The organism is Catenovulum sp. 2E275 (assembly GCF_025515275.1).
In the GTDB taxonomy this organism is placed as follows: domain Bacteria; phylum Pseudomonadota; class Gammaproteobacteria; order Enterobacterales; family Alteromonadaceae; genus Catenovulum.
The window spans coordinates 14,043-36,001 of the sequence record NZ_JAOPFU010000022.1; the positions used below are offsets into that span (position 1 = coordinate 14,043).

Below are 21,959 nucleotides of genomic sequence, written 5' to 3' on the forward strand. Positions count from 1 at the left end.
TTTATCTAGAGATTGAACGATCCGCATTAATACGGATCGTTAGGCTTGAGTTTAATGATTTCGGCGTAATCAGTAATTTTGTTGGCAACTTTCCACTGTTCACACATTTTTACTAGTTTGGTGACCAGCTCAGGGTATTGTTTAACTAGGTTTTTGGTTTCGCCTGGGTCTTTGGCTAAATCGTAAAGTTCAATACTCACACCGGGTTTCGCCAAAGTTTGTAGATACCAGCCTGGTTCAATTAACAGCTTCCAACGACCTTGGTAAATAACACTTTGCTGGCCTTTATCATTGTTGAATATGGTTTCCGGTGGGGCGATTTTTTCCCCTTTGAGTGAGGCTAATACACTGCGGCCATCTAACGGGTGAATTTTTTTACCTCGGTAGCTGGTTGGGAATTGAGTATTCGCCATTTCTAAAAAGGTTGGCATAAAGTCGCCGACCCAAATTACATCGTCGTTAATTGTATTGGGTTTAATAACATTTGGCCAAGTGGCTATGGCATGCGCTCTGGCACCACCTTCCCATAATAGTGCTTTTACACCATTGTAAGGTGCATTCATTAAATCACCTATATGTGAGGCTGAGCCGTTGTCAGACATATAAACAATTAAAGTATTGTCGTACTCACCACTGTCTTTTAAAGCTTGAACAAGTTTGCCAATATTTTCGTCTAATTTTTCCATCATAGCTGCGTGAACTGCCGACATCAGTCTAAATTCTTCAATTTTGGCTTTGTCTTGTTTAGTCCACATGTAGTTGTTGTTACGCACCTCTGCATCTTTTGGATACAGACCTTGTTTAACTAAACCTGCATGTCTGTCATCGGCAATTTTTTGTAAATTGCTGTAGCGAGCTAAGTATTTTTGCACTAATTCTTCAGGCGCTTGCAAGGGTTTGTGTGGTGCACGGTAAGCCACATACATAAAAAATGGATCATCTTTTTTTGACGCATCTTTAATCATGTCGACAGCTCTGTCTGTCATACCGTCGGTTGCATAAAATGCTTGGCCTTTTTTGCCGTGGCAGTCGCTATACATTTTTTTTGCAAAGGGTGTTTTCGCATAACAATGCATTGTGTAGTGGTAATCGTACTTTAATTTGGCCGGTTTATTACTCTCGTAATATTCATGTGGTTTGTTTGGTAAATAGAACAAATTTCCTTGGGCGCCATGAAAAACAAAACTTTGTTGAAAACCACGTTGTGGTGGTAGTGCTAGATAATCAAGTTCGATTTCTTCTTGTGTCAATTGCATTTGTGGTGGGTGAGTGCGCTTCCAGCCCTCTGCCATTTGGGGGTTATCTTTAATATAACTACCACCTAAATGCCATTTACCCACCATAAGCGTTTGGTAACCATTGTCACCGAGTAATTCTGATATAAGCGGTTGGTCGTAAGAAAGGCGACCGCGGTGTGCTTCAAAAGGCAATTCGCGTACCCAGTCACCAACAACACCACCACCAAATCCAACTTTTGCCGAATCCACACCTGTAAGTAACGAGGCGCGAGTTGGGCTACAGCGCGCATTGCTATAAAAAGCGCTAAATCGCATACCTTGTTGTGCCAGTGAGTCTAAATTAGGCGTGTCAATTTCACCGCCGAAGCTGCCTAGGTCGGTATAACCCGCATCGTCCGACAATATCACGACTATGTTTGGTCTTTGTTGAGCATGTGCGCAAACCGAGAAGGATGCGACTAAAAAAAGAATGAGGGTTCTGATATTCATTATGTTGTTTGTATATTGTTGACAATTATTATTAATGTAGATCAAATAATCCTCTATGTCACTCCTTTATTAACCAAACAGTAACTTTTCCATACTCTGTATTATTGCAGTATTGCGCAAACTGGTATAAATTCTTTGAATGTTGTTAATGGTAAATTGATGACAATTTTCTGGTTGGCAAGTGTGGTTAAATTTAAAGATGGTAGGTGTGATATGCGTATATTGAATAGATTTAAAATCAAAACAAGAATGATAGCTTTATCGCTTGTGCCACTTATCGTTACCTTTATATTTGCCTCTGAACGACTCAATCAAGCGTTTTCGCAGCAAGATAAAATTAAAGAGCTAGAAATAGTGCTAGAGTACGGTCATGTTACTTACCCGTATATTTCTGCACTATTAAACGAAGCTTATTATAGTCGTCAATATATAGATAATACTGACAACCGGGTGCAAGATAGTTTGCGACAAATGCAAACCTATAATCAAAAAGCTGTTAAAGCACAAAAAGCTTATGTTGAATTTATTGAGTTAAATAGACAAAAGTTGCGTGAATTCGCAGTTTTGTCAGAGCAAATAAACCAAGTATCCGCTTTGATTGATTCTCTGGTTTATGTGCGCAAAGGCGCAGCGGCTAAAAGCCACACACATAAAGAAAGTGGTATAGAAACCCATGTGATGTGGCAATTTAATTTAACCGCCAGACAGCTGGTTTTAACTCTGAATGAAATTGCCGTGATCTCTAGTCAAAACGAAGTTTTGAGTAGAATGTCGAATGCATATTTTAATTTGGTGTCTGCACTGGCAGAAACTTCTTTTCACAATGCTTATGTATATACCTCGATTACTAAGCAGATAGATGCATATATATTTGGAGAAGTTTTCCGAGGTGCAACATCGGTTTCACGTTCAATTGAGTTGTTTAATAGTTTTGCTAGTGACGAAGCGAAAAGTGCATTTTTAAATATGGTGAACCACCCAGATTATAAAATGTGGGAAGAGGTTGCACTGCTGGTACGTTCCGACATTTATCAAAACGTAAATAAAAAAGTACCTTTGAAACAAGAGGTTGATTGGAATAAAATTAATAACAGTGTAATTAATTTATACGATCAAACTATGGCAAAGGTGCTGGCACAAATTATCGATACAAAAGAACTGCTAGTTGCTGATGCGCAAAACAAAGTGGTGCAAACTATCGCTATGATGGCATTTTTATTGATATTAATTGGCATATTTTCATTTATCGTCACTAATAGTATCGTCAAGCCGTTAAAAAGTATGGTTAACACTTTTAGCCAACTGGCGAGCAAAAAAAATATGTCAACCAGATTAGATCAAACTGGCCAAGATGAACTAGCAGAATTAAGTAAAGCTTTTAACGTGCTGATTGCGAGCTTTAATACTACTTTGTTAGGTGTGCAGGCAGAATCTAATAACATTAGAAAAGCAACACAAGCAGTAAACAGTTCAATGGCTGATACCTCAGGTTTGTTGGGTAGCCAACAATCGTCCACTGATAGTATTTCTGTCGCAATTAATGAAATGACCACCACAATTGAAGAAGTTGCGAACATGGCAACTCTCACCTCAGACAGTGTACAAAAAACTTTCGAATTATCGGTTTCAAGTGCTGAAAGTGCTGAAAAAAGCAAAATTGTGATGGAAAATTTAACCCGAGAAGTCGGCAATACCTCGTTATTGATTGAAAGGTTAAATCAAGAAAGCGATCAAATTGGTAGTGTATTAAACGTTATTCAGGGCATAGCAGAACAAACAAACTTATTAGCACTTAATGCTGCAATTGAAGCGGCTAGAGCTGGTGAGCAGGGGCGTGGTTTTGCAGTTGTAGCCGACGAAGTTAGAAATTTAGCGTCTAGAACACGAGAGTCAACCGAACAAATTCATCAGCAAATTGAAACCTTGCAAAAAGGCGCTATATCCGCCACCCAAAGCATGAACAACTTACAGCTTGAAGGCGAAAACGCAGTTAGGAGTGTAATTAAGAGTGTTGAAGCATTTGAAACTATTAAAACTGAACTGGATGCCGTTACTCAAATGGCCGTGCAAATAGCGACAGCAGCTGAAGAGCAAAGTAGTGTTTCTAGTGAAATTAATCAGCGCATTTTAACCATAAAAGATGACAGTGATAAAATTACCTTACAAACCACTAATACGGTTGAAACAGCCCGTGACATTGATGACACGGGCAAGCGTTTAAATCAGCTGATTCATGAATTTAAGCTTTGATTTAATCGGGATTATTTAGCCTAGTGGTGACGCAGATTTGGAGATTCAAATCTGCGTTTTTAGCATTTTAAACGGATTATTTGTAGTAGCTCATATCTGATCTTACAGTTTTGATCGATAAGTTTGGACTTCATCTGACAGGCAGTTATGAGCGAACAAGAGACGGACACCTTCATCTATTTCAATTGTCTCTATTCTGCAAAGCAGACTTTCCGCTAACGCATTTCTGCCCCAAAATAAATTAGAGAAATTTAACTCCGTAGTATTGATTAATAAATAAACGTCCCCATAATATTCATACTTGGAAAACGGGAATAATCTCACACTATTGGGAAGCGTTAGTTTCCGTGGGGATAAAACCCTAACCCTTTGCGCGCTCATCCGTTCGTCGTGTCGTCGTATTACTCGTACGACATGTAACAATGAATGACGTGCAGGCCGTTCGGTGAGAAACGAACGGTCTTGGAATCTAGAGGATAAAAACTGTTCTTTTCTCCCGTCCTTAAGTTACGCGTGAGACGGTGGCAATCGCCCCGGTAACCATGAGGATAACGTTATGTCTGATACAGACGACCCAAGTAAAGAAGAACAGACCCGAATGCGGCGACGTAAAGTCGTTAAACATCTAGCCAAGCCGTGTAAATGGCTTACTAAACTCTGGGCTCTCTATAGATTTTATAGATGGGTTGAGGACCCGGTAAGCAACTTTTTGGAGTGGCTCGTCGAGGGTGATGGCTCGGGACCTCTAGATAACTATTTCGTTGGAGGAACAAGAACTGAAAACACGGAAGCGTTATCCGATAGAGCAATCGCCCTTATATAAATTACAGGCCAAAAGGAAGCTAGCCGAGTTACTCGGTATTGACCTTAAAGCCTTACTGAGCTTGTCCGAAGACGAAAATAACTTCCGAATATTCACTATCCAAAAGAACGGCAAAGACCGAGAAGTCCAAGTCCCGAAACCAATCTTAGAACAGCTCCACAAAAGGCTATTTAAGCTCTTACAGCGAATAGAAACTCCCGAATACCTTCACTCAGGGGTCAAGAAAAAGTCTCATATAACGAACGCTAAGGCCCACGAAGAAGGCTCCGCGCTGGTTAAACTAGATATTAAGAAGTATTACCCGTCGACGAAACGAGAAGCCGTCTATCAGTTTTTTAGGGCCTGTTTATTCTGCTCGCCGGATGTATCAAAAATACTTACAGATCTAGCTTGTGTTAATGGTCATATTCCGACGGGGAGTCCTTTAAGTCAGATCTTAGCGTTCTTTTCGTCGTTGCCAATGTTCGACAAAATAGGCGAGCTGTCCGCTAATAATCAGATAACCTTTACGGTCTATGTGGACGACTTAACGTTTTCCGGAAAGGCTGTCCCGGGGGCTTTTATTTGGGAAGTTAAGAAGCTAATACACGGTTACGGTTTTCAGTATCATAAAGAGTTCTCTCGTCCTCCCGAAAAGACCAAGCTAGTAACTGGCGTCGCAATTAACGATAAAGGATTACAGGTCCAAAATAAGCACCATGAAGCTATCCACGAGTTATACGTCGAGTACCTCGAAGGAACCTTAAAGCCCGAAAACAAGGCGAAACTTCTCGGGATGTTAAGTTCGGCTTCTCAGGTTAGCGGACGTTACGAATCAATCTTTCGGCATTTATTAAGGTTGGAGAAATGATGAAGAGTCGGTTAGCCAACTTCCTCTTGTCCAGGGGCGTTTTGGGAGGAAAACTGCTGCAACGATTTTGCCCCTTTTCGAGCTAGGGAGTGTGAATGTTTGGGCTGCCTTGGTACATATTCAAACTAACAAATCGTAATCCGAAGATGAGAAGCAGTTTGATGAATTTGTGCTTATTGTCATTAGTCTGAGTAGCTTTTAAATTCTCTTTTTGTTTACTATTGCATTTAAACAATATGTCACGAACATAAGGAAAACACATTCAAATGAAAACGGATTTATTTATTTCATACGCTTGGACGTCAAATGAGCATAAAGAGTGGGTTCACCTACTCGCAAGCCAACTTCATTTAATGGGTTACACGGTGAAAATTGACGAAGCAGTCGACTATGGTTCGAGTTTAAGTGGCTTCATGCAAGAAGTAACCGATGCTTCTCATGTACTTTTAGTTGTTGATGAAAATTATGTCGAACGTGCAGACAACGCCCCAACATCAGGAGTTGGTATTGAGACAGAATGGATAAGCAGTGTTTTTGAGAGTAAACCAAACACATGGCTGTCCGTTATTTTTGTTAGAAACCCTGACTATAGATTGCCTCGTTGGCTAAAAGCTAAAAGTCCTAAAGGTTTTGATTTTAACTCAAACCCTGATGCTAGGAGATATCCAGGATCAACCCAGATAGACGCAGTATGGCGATGGATTGAAGGACTTCCCGCAGACAAACAACATGCGATACCTATCTCGGTCGTTCATAAACGAGCAGCGCGACTTGAGCGGATTGATGTTCTGAAAGACTCTGGTAATTATGCAAACCCAGCTCTAAGTGGGCGTGTAACTTTTCGCTATCGAGAGCATTCAGGTTATACCGTTGGTAATGGTGAGTACCAGTTCAAAATCCATTTCAGTGGGTGTTCAGGAAATAGTGTCTATGTATACACTGACGGTGGTCTTAAAGCTGTGGGGCTAATAACAACTTCAAACTTTACCCCCTCAACAGTCGATTCTTTTCTAACCCCCGGTCGAACAATCACCCCTACTGTCGGACAAAAAGCCGTGCTCTTGAATAGTGAGGGTGCTCTCTGTGTTTTGACTATCGAAGAAGTCCAACGTGAAATTAATACTGAACAGTATGTACCCGAGCATGTAACTTTCATTTATGAAATTTTAGTTAATCAATAGCGGGATCATTTAGCGCATTTGTCCCTAGCTTGCTATGCCACAGTAATTCGTTAGACGCTAATTTAGTAATCTCTATAACTCAGTTATGTCCAGAAATGAGTTGGCTGAGAGTCTGTTATCTATATTAGATTTGTGATGTTAATTCATAGCCGAATGACTGTAGGTAGCACAAATGCGACTGTCAGATTTGATTGAGTTCTATTATTCGAATCTGACATATCAAGTTAAGACTTATTCAGATTATTCGTCAATCAACTGCCAAGTTCTGACCCAATCGATTTTCATTGTATTGCGGCTCTCATCTAACAAATCAGATTTTGCCGGTAAACCGCCAACCCAGATTGAATCTTGAGTCCATAGATCCCAGATCAGGTGTTGTTCTAAGGTAAAAGCTTGGGTGGATGTAACTGAATTAACAGGTTCACCATTTAAGTAAAATTGAACTGTGTGAGCGTCTTTCCACCAAGCGCCATATACATGATAGTCTTCGTTCCATTTTACCCCTCTCAAAGTGTTGCCTTCCGACAATTGGCTACTGTGTGATGGGTTGTTGTCGCCCGCACGTTCGGTTACTCCGTCTTTAACAATAAAATACTGAGAGTGCATTTCAAGTGGATATCTATCGTATTTTGCACCTGTCATAGATGGGTTTGAATTATTTTCAATGATGTCTATTTCATCGCGATTATTAGCATCACCATTGTTTAACCAAAAGGTGTTATAAGCGGAGATGTGCGCTGTTTTAATTCGGCTTTCTGTGTACATAGGAAATTTGATTTTAGCTTTTGAACGAACGCGTGCTGTTTCAAACCATTGGTCTGCGCTGCCTTCGTCTAAAGTCGCTTTTAACCATAAATAGCCGTCGGTGACACCTGAGTTTGTGGCCATCATATTGACTGGCGTATTGCCATAATTCCAAAAGGTTTTTAACCACTTTGAATCATCCCAAATATCAAATTCATCTGACAAAGAGGTGACTTTTTGCCATGTTTTACCCGCTGGTGTGTTGTCTTCAAATGAGACAAAAGAAGGGTAATCCGGGTTTGCTGTGTTGACATCTATTACGTTAGCCTGAGGTTGCTCATTTTCTTCTGGTGTTTCATCTTTCTCAGGTGTTTCTGGTTGAACTATTGCAGGTTCGTTATCATCTTGTACTTCTACTTGTTTGGTTGAATTACATGCGCTAACAAGGCAGAGGGTGACAGCAGCCGCGAGTGTTGTTTTATGGTTTTTCATGGTCTTGAACCTTTTTATTAGTTTTAATACAGAATTTATGGCGTACTTTTGTATAAGCGGTTTGCAGTTAAATTTGTCAGTGTTTGAGTTTCACCATTGCGCCAGCGAATCGTCGCCGACTTAATTTCTCGCTCGTCGCCTAAACCAAAATGGACTATGTCTAATAAACTTTGTGCATGGATTTCACCTGCTGAGCCAATTCGCTGCTGATATTTTTTGCCCGATGCAGTTTCAATACTGACAAGCGCTGCGTTGGGGTCGATATTGTGTTTGGGGCTGTAATTTACGTCGATAAGTAGATAGTTGTTGTTGGTACTTGTTTGGTTGCTGAATAAGTACCAATGACCTTCTTCTTCGCTACCGCTTAATAAATCAAGCTGGCCGTCAAGATCAAAATCGAATAATTGCCCCATGTCACCATGGCCACCATCTGTTGGTTCGAATGCCCCATGACTAGTGATAATGTCGAATTTTCCTTTACCCGTATTCAACAGCAATAAATCCGCGATACGCTCACTTAAATGACCATATCTATATACAAATAAATCTTGCCAACCGTCATTGTTGACATCACCTCTGGTAACGCCCCAGCTATTACCACCTAGTGGTAAATTCCACTCTTTGCTTGCGTTAACAAATTTATCGCCTTGGTTTACTAGTAAAATATCTTGTATATTGCGGTTGTTGGCTTGCCAGTCGTAACTTACATCCGACAAACCAGATAAAGAGAAGGTCACTGTCCAATAAATATTGCGGTCGCGTACCCACTCGGCTTGCCATTTGCCATTACCCATATGGCCAATGTATAAACCATTAACATTGCGTTCTTCAGGCCAGCCTTGTGCGTCAGCTGCACTAAAGGTCATTTCTGACGGAGCGGTTTTCATTTCTGCTGGCAATTGTGTTGGTTGAAACCCTTTAGCTTTTACTATTTTGCGGGTTTTGTTTTTACCTAAAAATATCGCAAACCCATCATTGTACTGGCGATAGGTGAGATCCATATCGGATAATTTAACGCTGCCTTTGGCATCAAAATTAATTAAGGTTGTACCTTTTTCGCCATCGTCACGTACGTCTAATCGTTTAGTTTGTGGGTTAAAGTCGATAGATTTACGCGATAGCTGATAATGTGTGCGGCTGCCTGCAAAATATAAATCGAGTAAACCGTCATTGTTTACATCAATATCTGTTGCTGCGTTGTAACCAACATCACCTTGAAGATCTTTTGGCAACATTTTTGTCGTTACATCGGTAAAAGTGAAATCACCATTGCCTTGCCATAAAGTGATTGGTGAATAAATCACAATATCGTCAATATTATCCTGGTTAAAATCTGTGATCAGTGCTCGCTCACCGTAAGCTTGTTCTATCCCGTCTATTTGCTGTTGGGTAAAACTACCGTCACCGTTATTTTTGTAAAATAGCTGGATTGGTCCGTCATAATTGGGCGTTTTCGCATTAAATAAGGCTAGGTCTAAATCACCATCTAAATCTAGGTCAAGCCAACGCGGCGAGCGACCTCGCGCTGGGGTTAAAATGCCGGTTGCAGGTGAGGCATTGGTAAATTTTTGATTGTCGTTTTTTAGCAAGATATACGAGGTTGGGTTAGTACCATTGGCACCACCTTGTGCAACCATAATGTCTAAGTCGCCGTCGTTATCGTAATCACCCACTGCCGAACCATGAAAATCTAATGAATGTTCAAATAAGCGCTCAATTTTTACTGTGCCATCACCATTATTGGTAACCAACTGGGTAGGTACATGGTTGTGGTTGTTTAAAACAAAGTCATAGTCACCATCTGCATCTATATCCCCAATAGACGGGCCGCCGTATTTGTAGGTGATTTCTGTATCAAAATTCGCTTGTTTGGAGATGTTAGCGAATTTCGGCAAGTTCACATCCGAGACATCTTCAAATTTAATTGAATGAATTTTGATATCCGCACTGCGGCGAATAAATGTCAGTTTTTGTTTGCCGGTTTTTTCAAAATCGACCAAAAAATTTAATTGGTGTTTGCCTTTAAAGGGAATGTTAGCGTTATCGACTAATACCTTGTTGTTTGCTAACAAGGTTAAGTTTGCATAAGGCTTTTCTATCGACACCTCGGCAATTAAACGCTTAACTGTTGAGCCTGTTACTAAATAGTCGGTTTGAAAATTTTGTTTATTGGTTAGAGTTTGCACTTGTTCTACGAGTTTTGCTGACGGTAACTGACTGACGCAACCGCTAAAGGTTGCAGTAGCCACAGCACTTGCTAGTGTTGTGGCTAAAATTGTTTGGATAAACTTCATCTTATTAACCTAATTTATTGATGCCGATATTTTCGTCTTGCGCTATTGTCACAGGCCAACCGGCAAATTGGTTGTCTGGGTTTTTATCTGTCACATCAACCAAAAATTTGTAAGCAGAAGTAGTGTAGGTTTTATTTTGAGTATCAAATTCAATAAAACCAAAACCACTGCCTTTTTCATGCGCTTGAATATATCTGTTGCCTGACTTGCCCACTTGTGGATTGCCAACCGCATATACGTAAATTTTATTGCCAAAGCTATCTAGGTATTCACCCGTTTGCTCCAATCCGTGTGAAGGGCGGTTTTTCATTGGTAACCCCATAGCATCAGGTCGCCACCATCTTGGCCAACCTGCGGATATTGCTGGGGTACAGAATGCCCAGTTGCTGTCGCGTTGCTCATTTACACCATATTGCGAAAGTGTACCCAAATGGGTATCACCACAAATATGCAGGGCTTTGGATTTACGCATAATTTCTATTGCACGGTTTCGTGCCGAAGCTGGCCAGCCACTGCTGTCAAAGTCGTATTTTAAGTATCTATCTGGTAACGGCTGGTGAGTAGAAATACCGGCAAATACGGTTTGGCTGAGCATGGCTTTTAAACTGTGGCCACGCCAATCATTCGCCCATTTTTCTAAGAAATCTTCTTGGCGTTTACCGAGTAATTCTAGGCCATCTCGGTCAAAATTGGGGTTGAAATAGTTCGGTTCTTCGTCGTTGCCACTGACCCCAACGTCAATATTTAAAGTTTCAGGGCCGCTTTTCCATTGTCTGTCGGCAATAATTGCAAAACTGACATTGCCGTACACTAACTCAGTGTAGTAGACACTGATGTTGCGCGATGAAGGTGTTGGGTCAACCGGATCTGGGTGGTGACCTGTATGCGTTTTATGCACAACATTTACTAGTTTTACTGGGCTAATGTAACCGCCTGCATTGTCAGTGCGACCGCTTACTATTGCCTGATCACTCATGGCATTGCCACCTTCTCCCCACAAATTACCTTGCAGAATATCGTGATCGTCTGGCAATACCACAGTTGGCGCGTTGCGCATCGTTTCTCTAAATGCCCAACCAAATTGATAATATTTGCGTAAATAATTCAAAATGGCTAAATCCTCAGGGGCGTATATCACACCAAAACCGCCGTGATTTTCGTAAATTTGATCGCCAGAAAAATACACTAAATCTGGCTGCATATTTACAACATTATTCGCCACTGGAGCATATGGGAAGCCATAATCATTTTGGCAGGTTAAAGCCGCCATACGTAAGTTGCGATTGGTCGGACTCGCTTTTATCGTGCCGCTAAATACGTCTTGAGTTGTGCTGTTGTTTTTGTGTTTTTGGTTATATATAACACGGTATTCGTGATCGGAATTTTCTTGCCAATTATTTACTGTGAAGGTTGCGACCCAAGCGTCTTGGTCTAGCTTTGCTTGCGCAACAGCTTGCCATTTACCGCTTTTTTTAACTTCTAATGTGAGCTGGTGATTATCTTCTATAGCTAGTGGGCCTGTTAACGCAGACAGTTTTAAAACGAAACCTTGCTCTGAGCGTGAATCATTGAGTGTGTACATGCACCACAAAATAGGACCAAATGTTTGTTGTGGATTATCACAAAATGCCTCTCCACTTATTTGCCAATCAGTAAAACGATAGAGTGAGCCAATTTCTTGCTGGCCTGGCTTTTCACTCGATTCAATCGCAAAATTACTCACAACAGCAATATTGCCTTGTACTTCATTGGCAGGATAATAATCAGTTAGACTTGCCAACAATAGGTTATCGCTTTCTGTATGAGCTTGTGCGGTTAATGCATAAATGCCGTTGGTCACATTACCCGACAAAGTCACTTTTATTTTGTCTCTATTACTAGCTTGGGTTAAGTGAGTTCGCTTTTTACCAAGCACTAATTGTCCGTCAATTACCCCGGCGTCTATGCCTTGTTGTACAAAGCAGTTGCTTTTGTATTCGTTAATATCACTTTTAGCGCCGATACGAATACCCGCGCCGCCGTCCGTCTCGCCAGCTTGATATTTTTCAACAACAATCGAGGTTGAAAAGTTTTTATCTAAATTCACAATTTGGTGTTTCAGTGAATGAATACTGCGGTTACCACCCTTAGACGTACATTCTGCCGTACCATTTTTGATACACCAGTTTTCCATCGGATTAGCCCAATATTCACCACCAATAAAAATACGATCAAAAGTGTTGTGCCATTGGCTTGATATAGATTTGTTCAGCCGAACATTATTGTCGCTAGCGAGTTTGCTGGTAGCTTGCTCTGAAAGATTTGTTGAACAGCCAATGGCGGAAGTTGCGATACCTGTCATTGCAATCTTTAAGGCATCGCGGCGAGATAAGTGGTAATTCATTATAGCACCCCAGTGTATTGTGTTTAGCTTTACAATCCATATAGACGATCTTTTGGTTATTGTTAACAATTAACTTTTGTTTGTAAAGTTAATTTTGAGATGCCTTTTATAGATGGTTAATAAAATTGCAGTTTTAAGAATGGTTAAGTGGCTCGAACTTGAGCCACTTGCATTAGGATTATGGGTAGGTTGTTTTAGTTTGCTGTTAATACTTGTAATACAGCAGAGCTGACATAACCACCTGTGTCTGAAAACTCCACTGTTACAGTGTTATTTTGTTGCAGTTGGTCGTATGTTACTGGAATTTCCACCACACCAAAAAAGTTTGGTCTACCTGTGCTGTTTTTCCCTTGTTTTTGGTCATAACCTTGCACGTCACTCGGAACTTTCACACTGTTTCCATTTATGTTCACAATAGGTGTTAACGATTTGCCGTGGTCTCTACCTATGCCTAAACGCAACACTGCTTGCCCGTCAGTGCCTAGTTGTACTGAGTTAAACGCAAAGTTGATGCTGGTATTAGCGACAATTTCTTGTTGATAGCTGGTGGCATAATATCTTTGTTCAGTTGTCGACTCAGTGATGTTGATATCGTTGGCGTATACAAGTTTTACTATCATAGTTGCTTCAGCTGGTAGTTCGATATTTTCAGGCAGTTCAGTTGCTGACTGCTCGGTAAATTGAGTTTCGTTATTGTCTGAGTAACTTAGTAGTTTAAAATCAACAGACTGCAAATCATTGTTAGTGAGCCCAAGGGTATTAACCGCCAGTTTTATATCATCAAATTCCAAATTGGTTAAAACAACATAAGCAGTATTGCCGTCAACATAACTCTCAGTTAATAGGTCGACTTCAGATGAGCTTGTGTCAACACGAGTTCCATTCACTTCAGACCACAATTGGTAAAAATAAACATGATCAGAGTAGACCCAAGTATTATCGTCTGAGCCGTCACGTTCTTTTTGTTGCATCATTAAACGGCTTGAATATGCAATGCTGTTGCCGTTGACATTACGTCGACCCCATTCGGCTTTTACCGGAATAAATGGGATCACTTTTAAAATCGTGTTTGGGCGTTGCAAAAATTGTGTATTCATTGTGGTGATGGAGCGAACTTTTTCGGCATCACGCTGCGGTGTCCAAGCTTGATTAACCCTAGCATGAACAGATGAGCCAACTTCTGAGATCAACATAGGTTTTACCGCACCATATTTTAAATAGGTGTAATGTTCTAGCATATCCAAGGTGGCTTCTAAATTACTGCCACGGCGATAACGCTCGCTGTTTTGAAAGGTTGGGAAATCGTATAAATGCAGCGAGATAAAATCCATATTGTCGCCTGCGGTATCAATAAAGAGTTTGTCTCTGTCTTCCCAGCGTTTAAAGTTGTCTTTGTCAAAATCTGGAAAAGCTATGGTGTAACCACCAACCATGACATTGTCATTGTTTGCATTTTTTCTGATTTCTGCTGCTACTGTATTGTGGAATTCAAAAACTTTTAACGGTTCAACATAGTTCGCTTGGCCTTCTCGGTCGGTTGTTAAATCGTATAAAGGTTCATTCATAACCTCAAAATAGACAGGTTGAGCTTGGCCTAGATCATTGTCATTTAGCGCGAAAAATTTGGCTAAAAATTGCGACATGTAATGTCCAGTCGCTGTGCCAAACGGCTCTTGTGCTGTGTCAGTTTGTGAAAATGCCCAAGCTGGGTCGCCATTAACTGGATTAATCAATGTGCCCTCTGGCCAATATGGATGTTGTTGACCGCCCATTATCATGTCTTGCATTCTATCTTCGACCAAGCGCGCGTTAACATACTTATATCCAGAGTTTTTGTCGTAAACCCATTTTACGTCCCCTCCACGTTGGCTAGCTGACGCCTCGTCAACAAAACCTGCACGATTTGCGTCTTCAGATACATTACGTAAATTCCAACCGATAGAGCCAGTATCTCGGCCAAAATACACATCATACCCTTGCATAAAGTCGAGCATTAAGTTTTCACCCAGTTCATTCGGCGCGTTTAGGCTATGGCCATCGTTTTGCCCCCAATCGTTTTCTAAACTAGACGCATGTATATTAATGTATTTTTTACGCTCAAATTTATCTATGCCACCGATACTGTGTTTGGTATTTAACTTAACATTTACTTGCACAATGTCGTTGTCGACTATGGGCTGTGCCATAGTGGTCACAGAGAATGTTTTATTTACAGCGTTTACGCTGACAGTAGCGACAGATTCTGTTTGATAAGTATTGGCGGAAGAGACTCTAATTCTAAGTGAATCACCATTGTTTAATTTGCCAGCTAAGCTGGTGTAACTACCATCGTTGATTGAATACTCGCCGCCACTAATGGAAATATCAATCGCAGTATTTATGCCTTTGATAACAACAAGATTTGATTCAACTTGAGTGTTTAAGCCAATATCTTTTACTGCCAAAAAGGTAAAATTATCTGGTGTGCTATCCAGTGTTTCTTCTGTTTTATTTTCATCGTCAATGCTGACGGAGCCACCTCCACAAGCGACTAAACTCAGCATTGAGCTTAAGCAAATTGCAAGCAAAGGTATTTTAGCGTGACCTCGAGTAAGCATAGTGTACAACCTTATATAAACTGATTTACCAATAAGTTTCTTATAGGTATGTTAATGTGTTGACTGTATATTGTATACAATTTAATATGTTTTTAACTAAAAACTTACGCATAAATACATTTATGAGGAATTGCCACATGCTCAGGAACATACTGTGGATCTGCTTATTATTGGGGTTTTCGCAACTAAGTTTTGCCAATGCCAATAAAACATTACGCGAAACAGATTTTAATTTTGATTGGAAATTTACATTAGTTGAAGATACAAAATTACCGCAAAATATACCCTTGCAAGACGACAATTGGCGCGATGTTCGCTTGCCTCACGATTGGAGTGTTGAAGCATCTTTTGCGGAAAAATGGGAGGGCGCAACAGGTTATTTGCCCGGTGGTGTTGGTATTTATCAAAAGCATTTTAAAACTCCGGCCAATCCAAACGAATTTAATGTGTTTGTTTTGTTTGATGGCGTTTACAACAATGCGACTTTTTGGCTAAACGGCGAAAGACTAGGAGAAAACCCCTATGGTTATTCACCCGTTTATTGGGATTTAACCGACAAATTATATACAGACGGTAGAGAGAATATTATTACTGTGCATGTTGATCACTCGCGTTATGTGGACAGCCGCTGGTATACAGGTAGTGGTATTTATCGCAATGTAAAATTAGTCACTGTCAATAAGCTACATATTCCAATTTGGGGTACTTTTGTCACTACACCTGAAATATCCACCGACAAAGCTCAGGTTGATTTGGCTGTGCAAGTGCAAAATAATTTTGCCACAGATGTTGAATTTGAATTAACCACTAAGATAGTTGATGACCAAGGCCGCACCGTGGGAAAAATTGCAAGTCAAGTGCAGTTAGCTAAACATTCATCAGACACAGTAAAGCAGAGTTTAAACATATATAACCCAAAACTTTGGGATACAGAAAACCCCAATCTATATAAAGCAATTACTTATATAAATTTTAATGGCAAGCAGCTAGATGCATACACCACAAACTTTGGTGTACGTGATATCAAGTTTCAAGCGGGTAAAGGCTTTTTCTTAAATGGCAAGCCAACCCTTATGAAGGGGGTTAGTCTTCACCATGATGGCGGTTTAGTTGGTGCTGCAGTACCTAAAGGTGTATGGGAGCGTAGGTTAAAAATATTAAAAGCTAGTGGTGTTAACGCAATTCGTACCGCACATAACCCGTTTTCTGAAGAGTTTTTAGACCTGTGTGATGAACTTGGTTTGTTAGTACAAAATGAGTTTTTTGATGAGTTTGATTATCCAAAAGATAAACGACTAAACAAAAACGATAGACATGATGACTACATATCGCGCGGTTATACCGAGCATTTTCAAACTTGGGCAAAAAGTGATTTAACCCGCACTATGTTACGTGATCGTAATCACCCGAGTGTTGTCCAGTGGAGTATAGGTAACGAAATAGAGTGGACTTATTTAAATTACCGTTATGTAACAGGTTATTGGGACCCAAGCAAACCAGAATTAGACAACAATAATTTTTGGGGCGGATTGCCAAAATTTAGCCCGGACGAACTTAAACGACGCTTCGAGCAGTCAGATAAAGGCCAATACAAACTGCATGAGACTGCTAAAAAACTCGCAGATTGGACAAGAGAATTAGATGATACAAGGCCTGTCACCACCAATATGATAATTCCTCAAGTGAGCTTGGTATCAGGTTATGCGGATGTGGTGGATATTATTGGTTTTAGCTATCGCAACATTACTATTCCGTGGGCTCAAAAACATTTCCCCGAAAAACTAATTACCATTAACGAAAATCCAGGCTTGTGGAACGATTGGAAAATGGTATTAGAGCATCCGGGCGTATTCAGCATCTTTATGTGGACTGGTATAGATTACATGGGTGAGCGCCATAATAAATGGCCAGAAAAAAGTGGCTGGGGTGATATTTTAGATTTAGCTGGTTTTAAACGTCAAGGCTGGAACTACTTTAAAAGTATTTGGGTTAATCAGCCGCATTTGTCACTAGGAACATTACCTTTAGCTGAATCTGGCTTTAAACAAGATGAACTGTCCGGATTAGCATTGCCATTAGCCGAAGATTCAAACGGCTGGGGAGCTAGTTATGCATGGCGAGATTCTAATCTGCATTGGAACTATAAAATTGGTGAACCCGTGTTAGTTGAGGTGGCATCTAATCATGCAACTGTTGAGTTGTTGCTAAATGGCCGTTCGTTAGGGTTTAGAAGTATGTCTGAAAGTGTTAACCGGGTGATGCGTTGGATTGTACCGTACCAGCCTGGTACATTGACTGCCCGAGCTGGATTTTCTGGGCAAGAACAACAAGTGCAACTGACCACTACAACAGCACCTGTGAAATTGAGTGTAACCTCAGATAAAAATGCCCTAGCGGCGGATGCGTACGATGTCGCGCATCTGGTGGTGCAATTGCGTGACAACGCGGGCCGAGCAGTTACTACAGGCGAAACTCAAGTTAACTTCGAAATAACAGGCCCTGCCAAGTTGCTTGGTGTTGACAATGGTGCTCCAGACAATATTCAAGACTTTCAATCAAATAAAATAGTGACCAAACGCGGTAGGGCGTTGGCAATTATCCAATCGACCAAGCAGTCAGGCACTATTAGAGTGAAAGTAACAGCAGAAAATTATCCAGCACAAACTATCATTATTGATAGTGAATAAGGTCTAGTGCAAGAATTGGCATTTTATACTGGAATGATTTATTGTTAACAATGTACAATTTGTTTTGTCTCGTGTATATTGCCAATTCAAGTGAAAAATATGACTTGGTGTCCAAGTGTAAAGTGGTGAATTATATGTCTGAACAAAAATTGAGTTTAGCCAGTAAACGCGCGCTAGAGCGTGGCTATGATGAAAAAGATTCTCAATGGTTGATTGAGTTTGAAGTAGAACCTTTATTTGGTGATTTTGCTTTTGAAGAAGGCATTATTCGACGAGACCCAACAGCAGTAATTGAGGTAGACGGTCTTTACCACGTTTGGTATACCAAGGGGCAAGGCGAAACCGTTGGTTTTGGCTCTAGCAACCCTGAAGATAAAGTATTTCCATGGGATTTAACTGAAGTGTGGCACGCAACTTCAGCTGATGGTTATACTTGGAAAGAACAAGGTATGGCAATTGGCCGTGGTGAAGCTGGTCGGTTTGATGATAGAGCGGTTTTCACCCCAGAAGTTTTGGCGCATCAAGGTAAATATTATTTAGTCTATCAAACCGTGCAATTTCCTTATACCAATAGACAATATGAAGAAATTGCTATTGCTTGGGCTGACTCGCCATTCGGCCCTTGGAATAAATCTGACGCACCTATTTTAAGTCCAGCCAAAGATGGTGAATGGGATGGTGACGAAGACAACCGATTTCATGTTAAATCAAAAGGGAGTTTCGACAGTCATAAAGTACATGATCCCTGTTTAATGGTGCTAAACAATAAGTTTTATCTGTATTACAAAGGTGAAACTATGGGCGAAAGCATGAACTTTGGCGGTCGTGAAATCAAGCACGGTGTAGCTATTGCTGACAATATTTTAGGCCCTTACATTAAATCTGAATATAACCCAATATCGAATTCTGGCCATGAAGTGGCGGTATGGAATTTTAACGGTGGTATTGCGTCACTGATCACGACTGATGGCCCAGAAAAAAACACCATTCAATGGGCAGCCGATGGCATTAACTTTGAAATTATGTCGCACATTAAAGGTGCTCCGGAAGCTTTGGGGATTTATCGTGATCCTGAAGGAAAAGAAATTGCAGCGCCGGGTTTAGAGTGGGGTTTATGCCACAAGTATGACGATAGCTGGAATTGGAACTATATCTGTCGTTACCGTATTAAGCGCCAAATTCTCGATGCTGGTACTTTTCAAAACAGCAACTAAATCGACACTTTGGTAATTAAAAAGGTAATTATATGAATAGGTTGTTGGTTGTCGGCGAAGGTATGGTTGAATTTAAATACGCAGCCGACGGCAATCTTATCCAAAAATTTGCTGGTGACACACTCAACGCGGGTATTTATGCCAAGCGTTGGTCTCCTGCAACAGATGTGAGTTATTATAGCGCGTTAGGCTCAGATATTTTTAGCCAAAAAATGCGTGCCTATTTAATGCATGAGCAGATAACAACTCAGGCCGTTTTGCAAAGTAGCAACGCTAATATTGGTATTTACGCCATTCAAACAGATGAAGGTGGTGAGCGTTCTTTTACCTATTGGCGTAAAGAGTCGGCTGCAACACAAATGGTTGACTTGTTATTAGCAAGTGGTGGTGCTGCACTGTTGCCAACTGCAGATATAGTATTTTTTAGTGGGATATCTTTGGCCATTTTGACCGATGCAAATAAAAGCAAATTGCTTGAAATTCTTCAACAAGTACAAGCGCAAGGTTGCAAAATTGCATTTGATCCTAATTATCGTCCACGTATGTGGCGCGACCAACAGCATGCAATTGAGTGGATTGAAAAGGCATATCAATTGGCTGATATTGCACTACCAGGATTGGATGAACATCAAGATTTGTTTAGCCATAACACAGTAGATGCTGTTAAAAATTACCTACTCCAGCTAGGTACGAACGAGTTTGTAATTAAAGCAGGCATGCAAGGTGTGTACGGTTATTCAGCCGCTGAAGATGATTGCCATGTGTCATTTAACCCAGCACCGAATCAACTAGATTCAACCGCGGCAGGTGATTCTTTTGCTGGCACTTATTTAGTTTCACGAATTATTGGTAACTCCGTATTACAAGCAATTAACAATGCGGATAGTGTTGCCAGAGAAGTTGTGCAACACCCAGGTGCAATTATGGATGCGCACTTGTACCAACAGGCTTTTAAATAGCTGATAAAACCTTTGGCATTATTTGTAGACGCTTTAGTAGTCGTGCTCGTGTGATGAGCAATTAGCAGGGATGCTTTTTTTACTATTCCAATATCACTCCAACAAATTTTGTTTTTTTTTTGACCTAAAAGTAAATTCTATTTAGCTAAAATCATATATAAATTCGATTTAATTAATCTTTTGGCTGATTTTAAATAGCTCATGGCCAATTTTTAAAGCCTTTATTCTACAAATCTGTCATAAAGTATTATTGTCATCAATAAACAATTTGAGGTGTGTAGGTGAAGTCAGGTCATTCAGGTAAAAAATCGATCGTTATTAATTTGGGATTACTCATTCTAGCTTTAGTGGCATTTCCCTCGGCATTAATGGCCAAAGCTGTTGGTAAACAACCCAACATTTTATTTATTTTGGCCGATGATGCTGGTTATCACGATTTTGGCTTTCACGGTAGCCAAACCATGAATACCCCTAATTTAGACCAACTCGCTAAACAGGGTATTTTATTTACCAATGCTTATGTCAGTGCTGCTGTTTGTGGCCCTTCACGCGCTGGTATTTTAACTGGTAAATACCAACAAAAATTCGGGTATGAAGAAAATAACGTCCCTGGGTATATGAGTGCTTCCGGTATCACTGGTGATGATATGGGGTTGCCATTAGAGCAAAAAATACTGCCACAATACTTGAAAGAATTGGGTTATACCACAGCCCTTATTGGCAAATGGCATCAAGGTAATGCGGATAGGTTTCATCCAACTAAACGAGGTTTCGACTATTTTTATGGTTTTCGTGGTGGAGCACGTAGTTATTTCCCATTCGGAGAAAACAACCCAAATTATCGGCCGGAAGACTATTTAGAAGAAGGGTTTGGTAATTTTAAGGAAAGCCCGAGATATTTGACGGATGCATTAGTTGATAAAACCATAGCTTTTATACAGCAAAGTCATTCAAACAAAACTCAAACGGCTAAACCATTTTTTGCATTTCTATCCTTGACTGCTGTGCATGCACCAATGGAAGCGGAAGAAGCCGACTTAGCTCAATATCCTAATTTACAAGGTAAACGCAAAACGCTTGCGGCAATGACCTTATCCATGGATAGAGCAATTGGACGTTTGTTAAACAAACTGGATCAGCTAAATTTAGCCGACAACACGCTCGTTGTTTTTACTAATGATAATGGTGGCCCAACTGATCACACCGCTGCAAATAATGCGCCGTTAAGTGGCACTAAAGCTAATCATTTAGAAGGTGGTATTCGAGTGCCTTTTATTATGCGTTGGCCAACTAAATTGCCTAAGCAGCAAGTGTATTCCCAACCCGTTATTACGTTAGATTTATTACCAACTTTTTATCAAGCCGCTGGTGGTCATTCTCAACAATTGGCTGATATTGATGGAGTGAATTTATTGCCTTACTTAACTAACAATCGCAAAACGAAATTGTCTGAAAGACCACATCAGGCTCTTTATTGGAAAAAAGAAAACAGAGCCGCCATTCGTGACGGCGACTGGAAATTACTGCGTTATCCAGACAGGCCGGCAGAGTTATACAACTTGGTAGAAGACCAATCAGAAAAAGTTAATTTAGCTCAACATTATCCAGAAAAAGTAGTTGATTTATATAAAAAATTATTTGCATGGGAGCTCACTTTAGAAAGACCTCTGTGGCAATTAAAACGCCAATATGAAGGAGACGCAATGCAACGAATGGACAAATTTAGAACGCATATCGCAGATTAAATACAAACAAGTA

At 40.4% G+C, this 21,959-nt stretch carries 12 protein-coding genes; 7 read left to right on the plus strand and 5 right to left on the minus strand.

Annotated elements, in window-relative coordinates; all coding sequences use genetic code 11:
- Positions 1-26 precede the first annotated feature (26 nt).
- Entirely contained in the window at positions 27-1,727 is a 1,701-nt protein-coding gene (locus tag N7931_RS11475; RefSeq protein ID WP_262794197.1) for a sulfatase-like hydrolase/transferase, read from the minus strand.
- A 159-nt stretch (positions 1,728-1,886) separates the two neighbouring features.
- On the opposite strand from N7931_RS11475, the gene N7931_RS11480 reads away from it, so the two are divergent.
- The 3 genes from N7931_RS11480 to N7931_RS11490 all read left to right on the plus strand — a co-directional run bounded on the left by N7931_RS11480 (position 1,887) and on the right by N7931_RS11490 (position 6,831).
- Positions 1,887-3,977 (plus strand): methyl-accepting chemotaxis protein, encoded by a 2,091-nt coding sequence (locus N7931_RS11480; RefSeq protein ID WP_262794198.1) that lies wholly within the window; start codon positions 1,887-1,889, stop codon positions 3,975-3,977.
- A 761-nt stretch (positions 3,978-4,738) separates the two neighbouring features.
- On the plus strand, positions 4,739-5,650 hold the full coding sequence (locus tag N7931_RS11485; protein ID WP_262794200.1) for a reverse transcriptase family protein: 912 nt from the start codon (positions 4,739-4,741) through the stop codon (positions 5,648-5,650).
- Between the two features lie 266 nt (positions 5,651-5,916).
- The gene (locus N7931_RS11490) at positions 5,917-6,831 is read left to right on the plus strand and encodes a toll/interleukin-1 receptor domain-containing protein (protein WP_262794202.1); all 915 of its coding nucleotides are present in this window, start codon (positions 5,917-5,919) and stop codon (positions 6,829-6,831) included.
- Positions 6,832-7,071: 240 nt separating this feature from the next.
- Here N7931_RS11490 and N7931_RS11495 read toward each other — a convergent pair whose 3' ends face one another.
- The 4 genes from N7931_RS11495 to N7931_RS11510 all read right to left on the minus strand — a co-directional run bounded on the left by N7931_RS11495 (position 7,072) and on the right by N7931_RS11510 (position 15,341).
- Positions 7,072-8,067, minus strand: a complete 996-nt coding sequence (locus N7931_RS11495) for a family 16 glycosylhydrolase (protein ID WP_262794203.1) — start codon at positions 8,065-8,067, stop codon at positions 7,072-7,074.
- A 35-nt stretch (positions 8,068-8,102) separates the two neighbouring features.
- Positions 8,103-10,361, minus strand: coding sequence for a CRTAC1 family protein (locus N7931_RS11500; protein ID WP_262794205.1), 2,259 nt, complete (start codon positions 10,359-10,361; stop codon positions 8,103-8,105).
- Positions 10,362-10,365: 4 nt separating this feature from the next.
- Positions 10,366-12,744 (minus strand): alkaline phosphatase D family protein, encoded by a 2,379-nt coding sequence (locus N7931_RS11505; RefSeq protein ID WP_262794207.1) that lies wholly within the window; start codon positions 12,742-12,744, stop codon positions 10,366-10,368.
- A 194-nt stretch (positions 12,745-12,938) separates the two neighbouring features.
- Positions 12,939-15,341, minus strand: a complete 2,403-nt coding sequence (locus N7931_RS11510) for a hypothetical protein (RefSeq protein ID WP_262794209.1) — start codon at positions 15,339-15,341, stop codon at positions 12,939-12,941.
- Between the two features lie 137 nt (positions 15,342-15,478).
- On the opposite strand from N7931_RS11510, the gene N7931_RS11515 reads away from it, so the two are divergent.
- From N7931_RS11515 to N7931_RS11530, 4 genes are all read left to right on the plus strand, one after another.
- The gene (locus tag N7931_RS11515; RefSeq protein WP_262794210.1) at positions 15,479-18,028 is read left to right on the plus strand and encodes a glycoside hydrolase family 2 TIM barrel-domain containing protein; all 2,550 of its coding nucleotides are present in this window, start codon (positions 15,479-15,481) and stop codon (positions 18,026-18,028) included.
- A gap of 134 nt (positions 18,029-18,162) precedes the next feature.
- On the plus strand, positions 18,163-19,242 hold the full coding sequence (locus tag N7931_RS11520; protein ID WP_262794211.1) for a glycoside hydrolase family 117 protein: 1,080 nt from the start codon (positions 18,163-18,165) through the stop codon (positions 19,240-19,242).
- Between the two features lie 32 nt (positions 19,243-19,274).
- Positions 19,275-20,201 carry a sugar kinase gene (locus N7931_RS11525; protein ID WP_262794213.1) on the plus strand — a complete coding sequence of 309 codons (927 nt, stop codon included), beginning with the start codon at positions 19,275-19,277 and terminating at the stop codon, positions 20,199-20,201.
- A 281-nt stretch (positions 20,202-20,482) separates the two neighbouring features.
- A complete protein-coding gene (locus N7931_RS11530) occupies positions 20,483-21,946 on the plus strand; it encodes a sulfatase (protein ID WP_262794215.1) in 1,464 nt (487 codons plus the stop codon).
- Positions 21,947-21,959 lie beyond the last annotated feature (13 nt).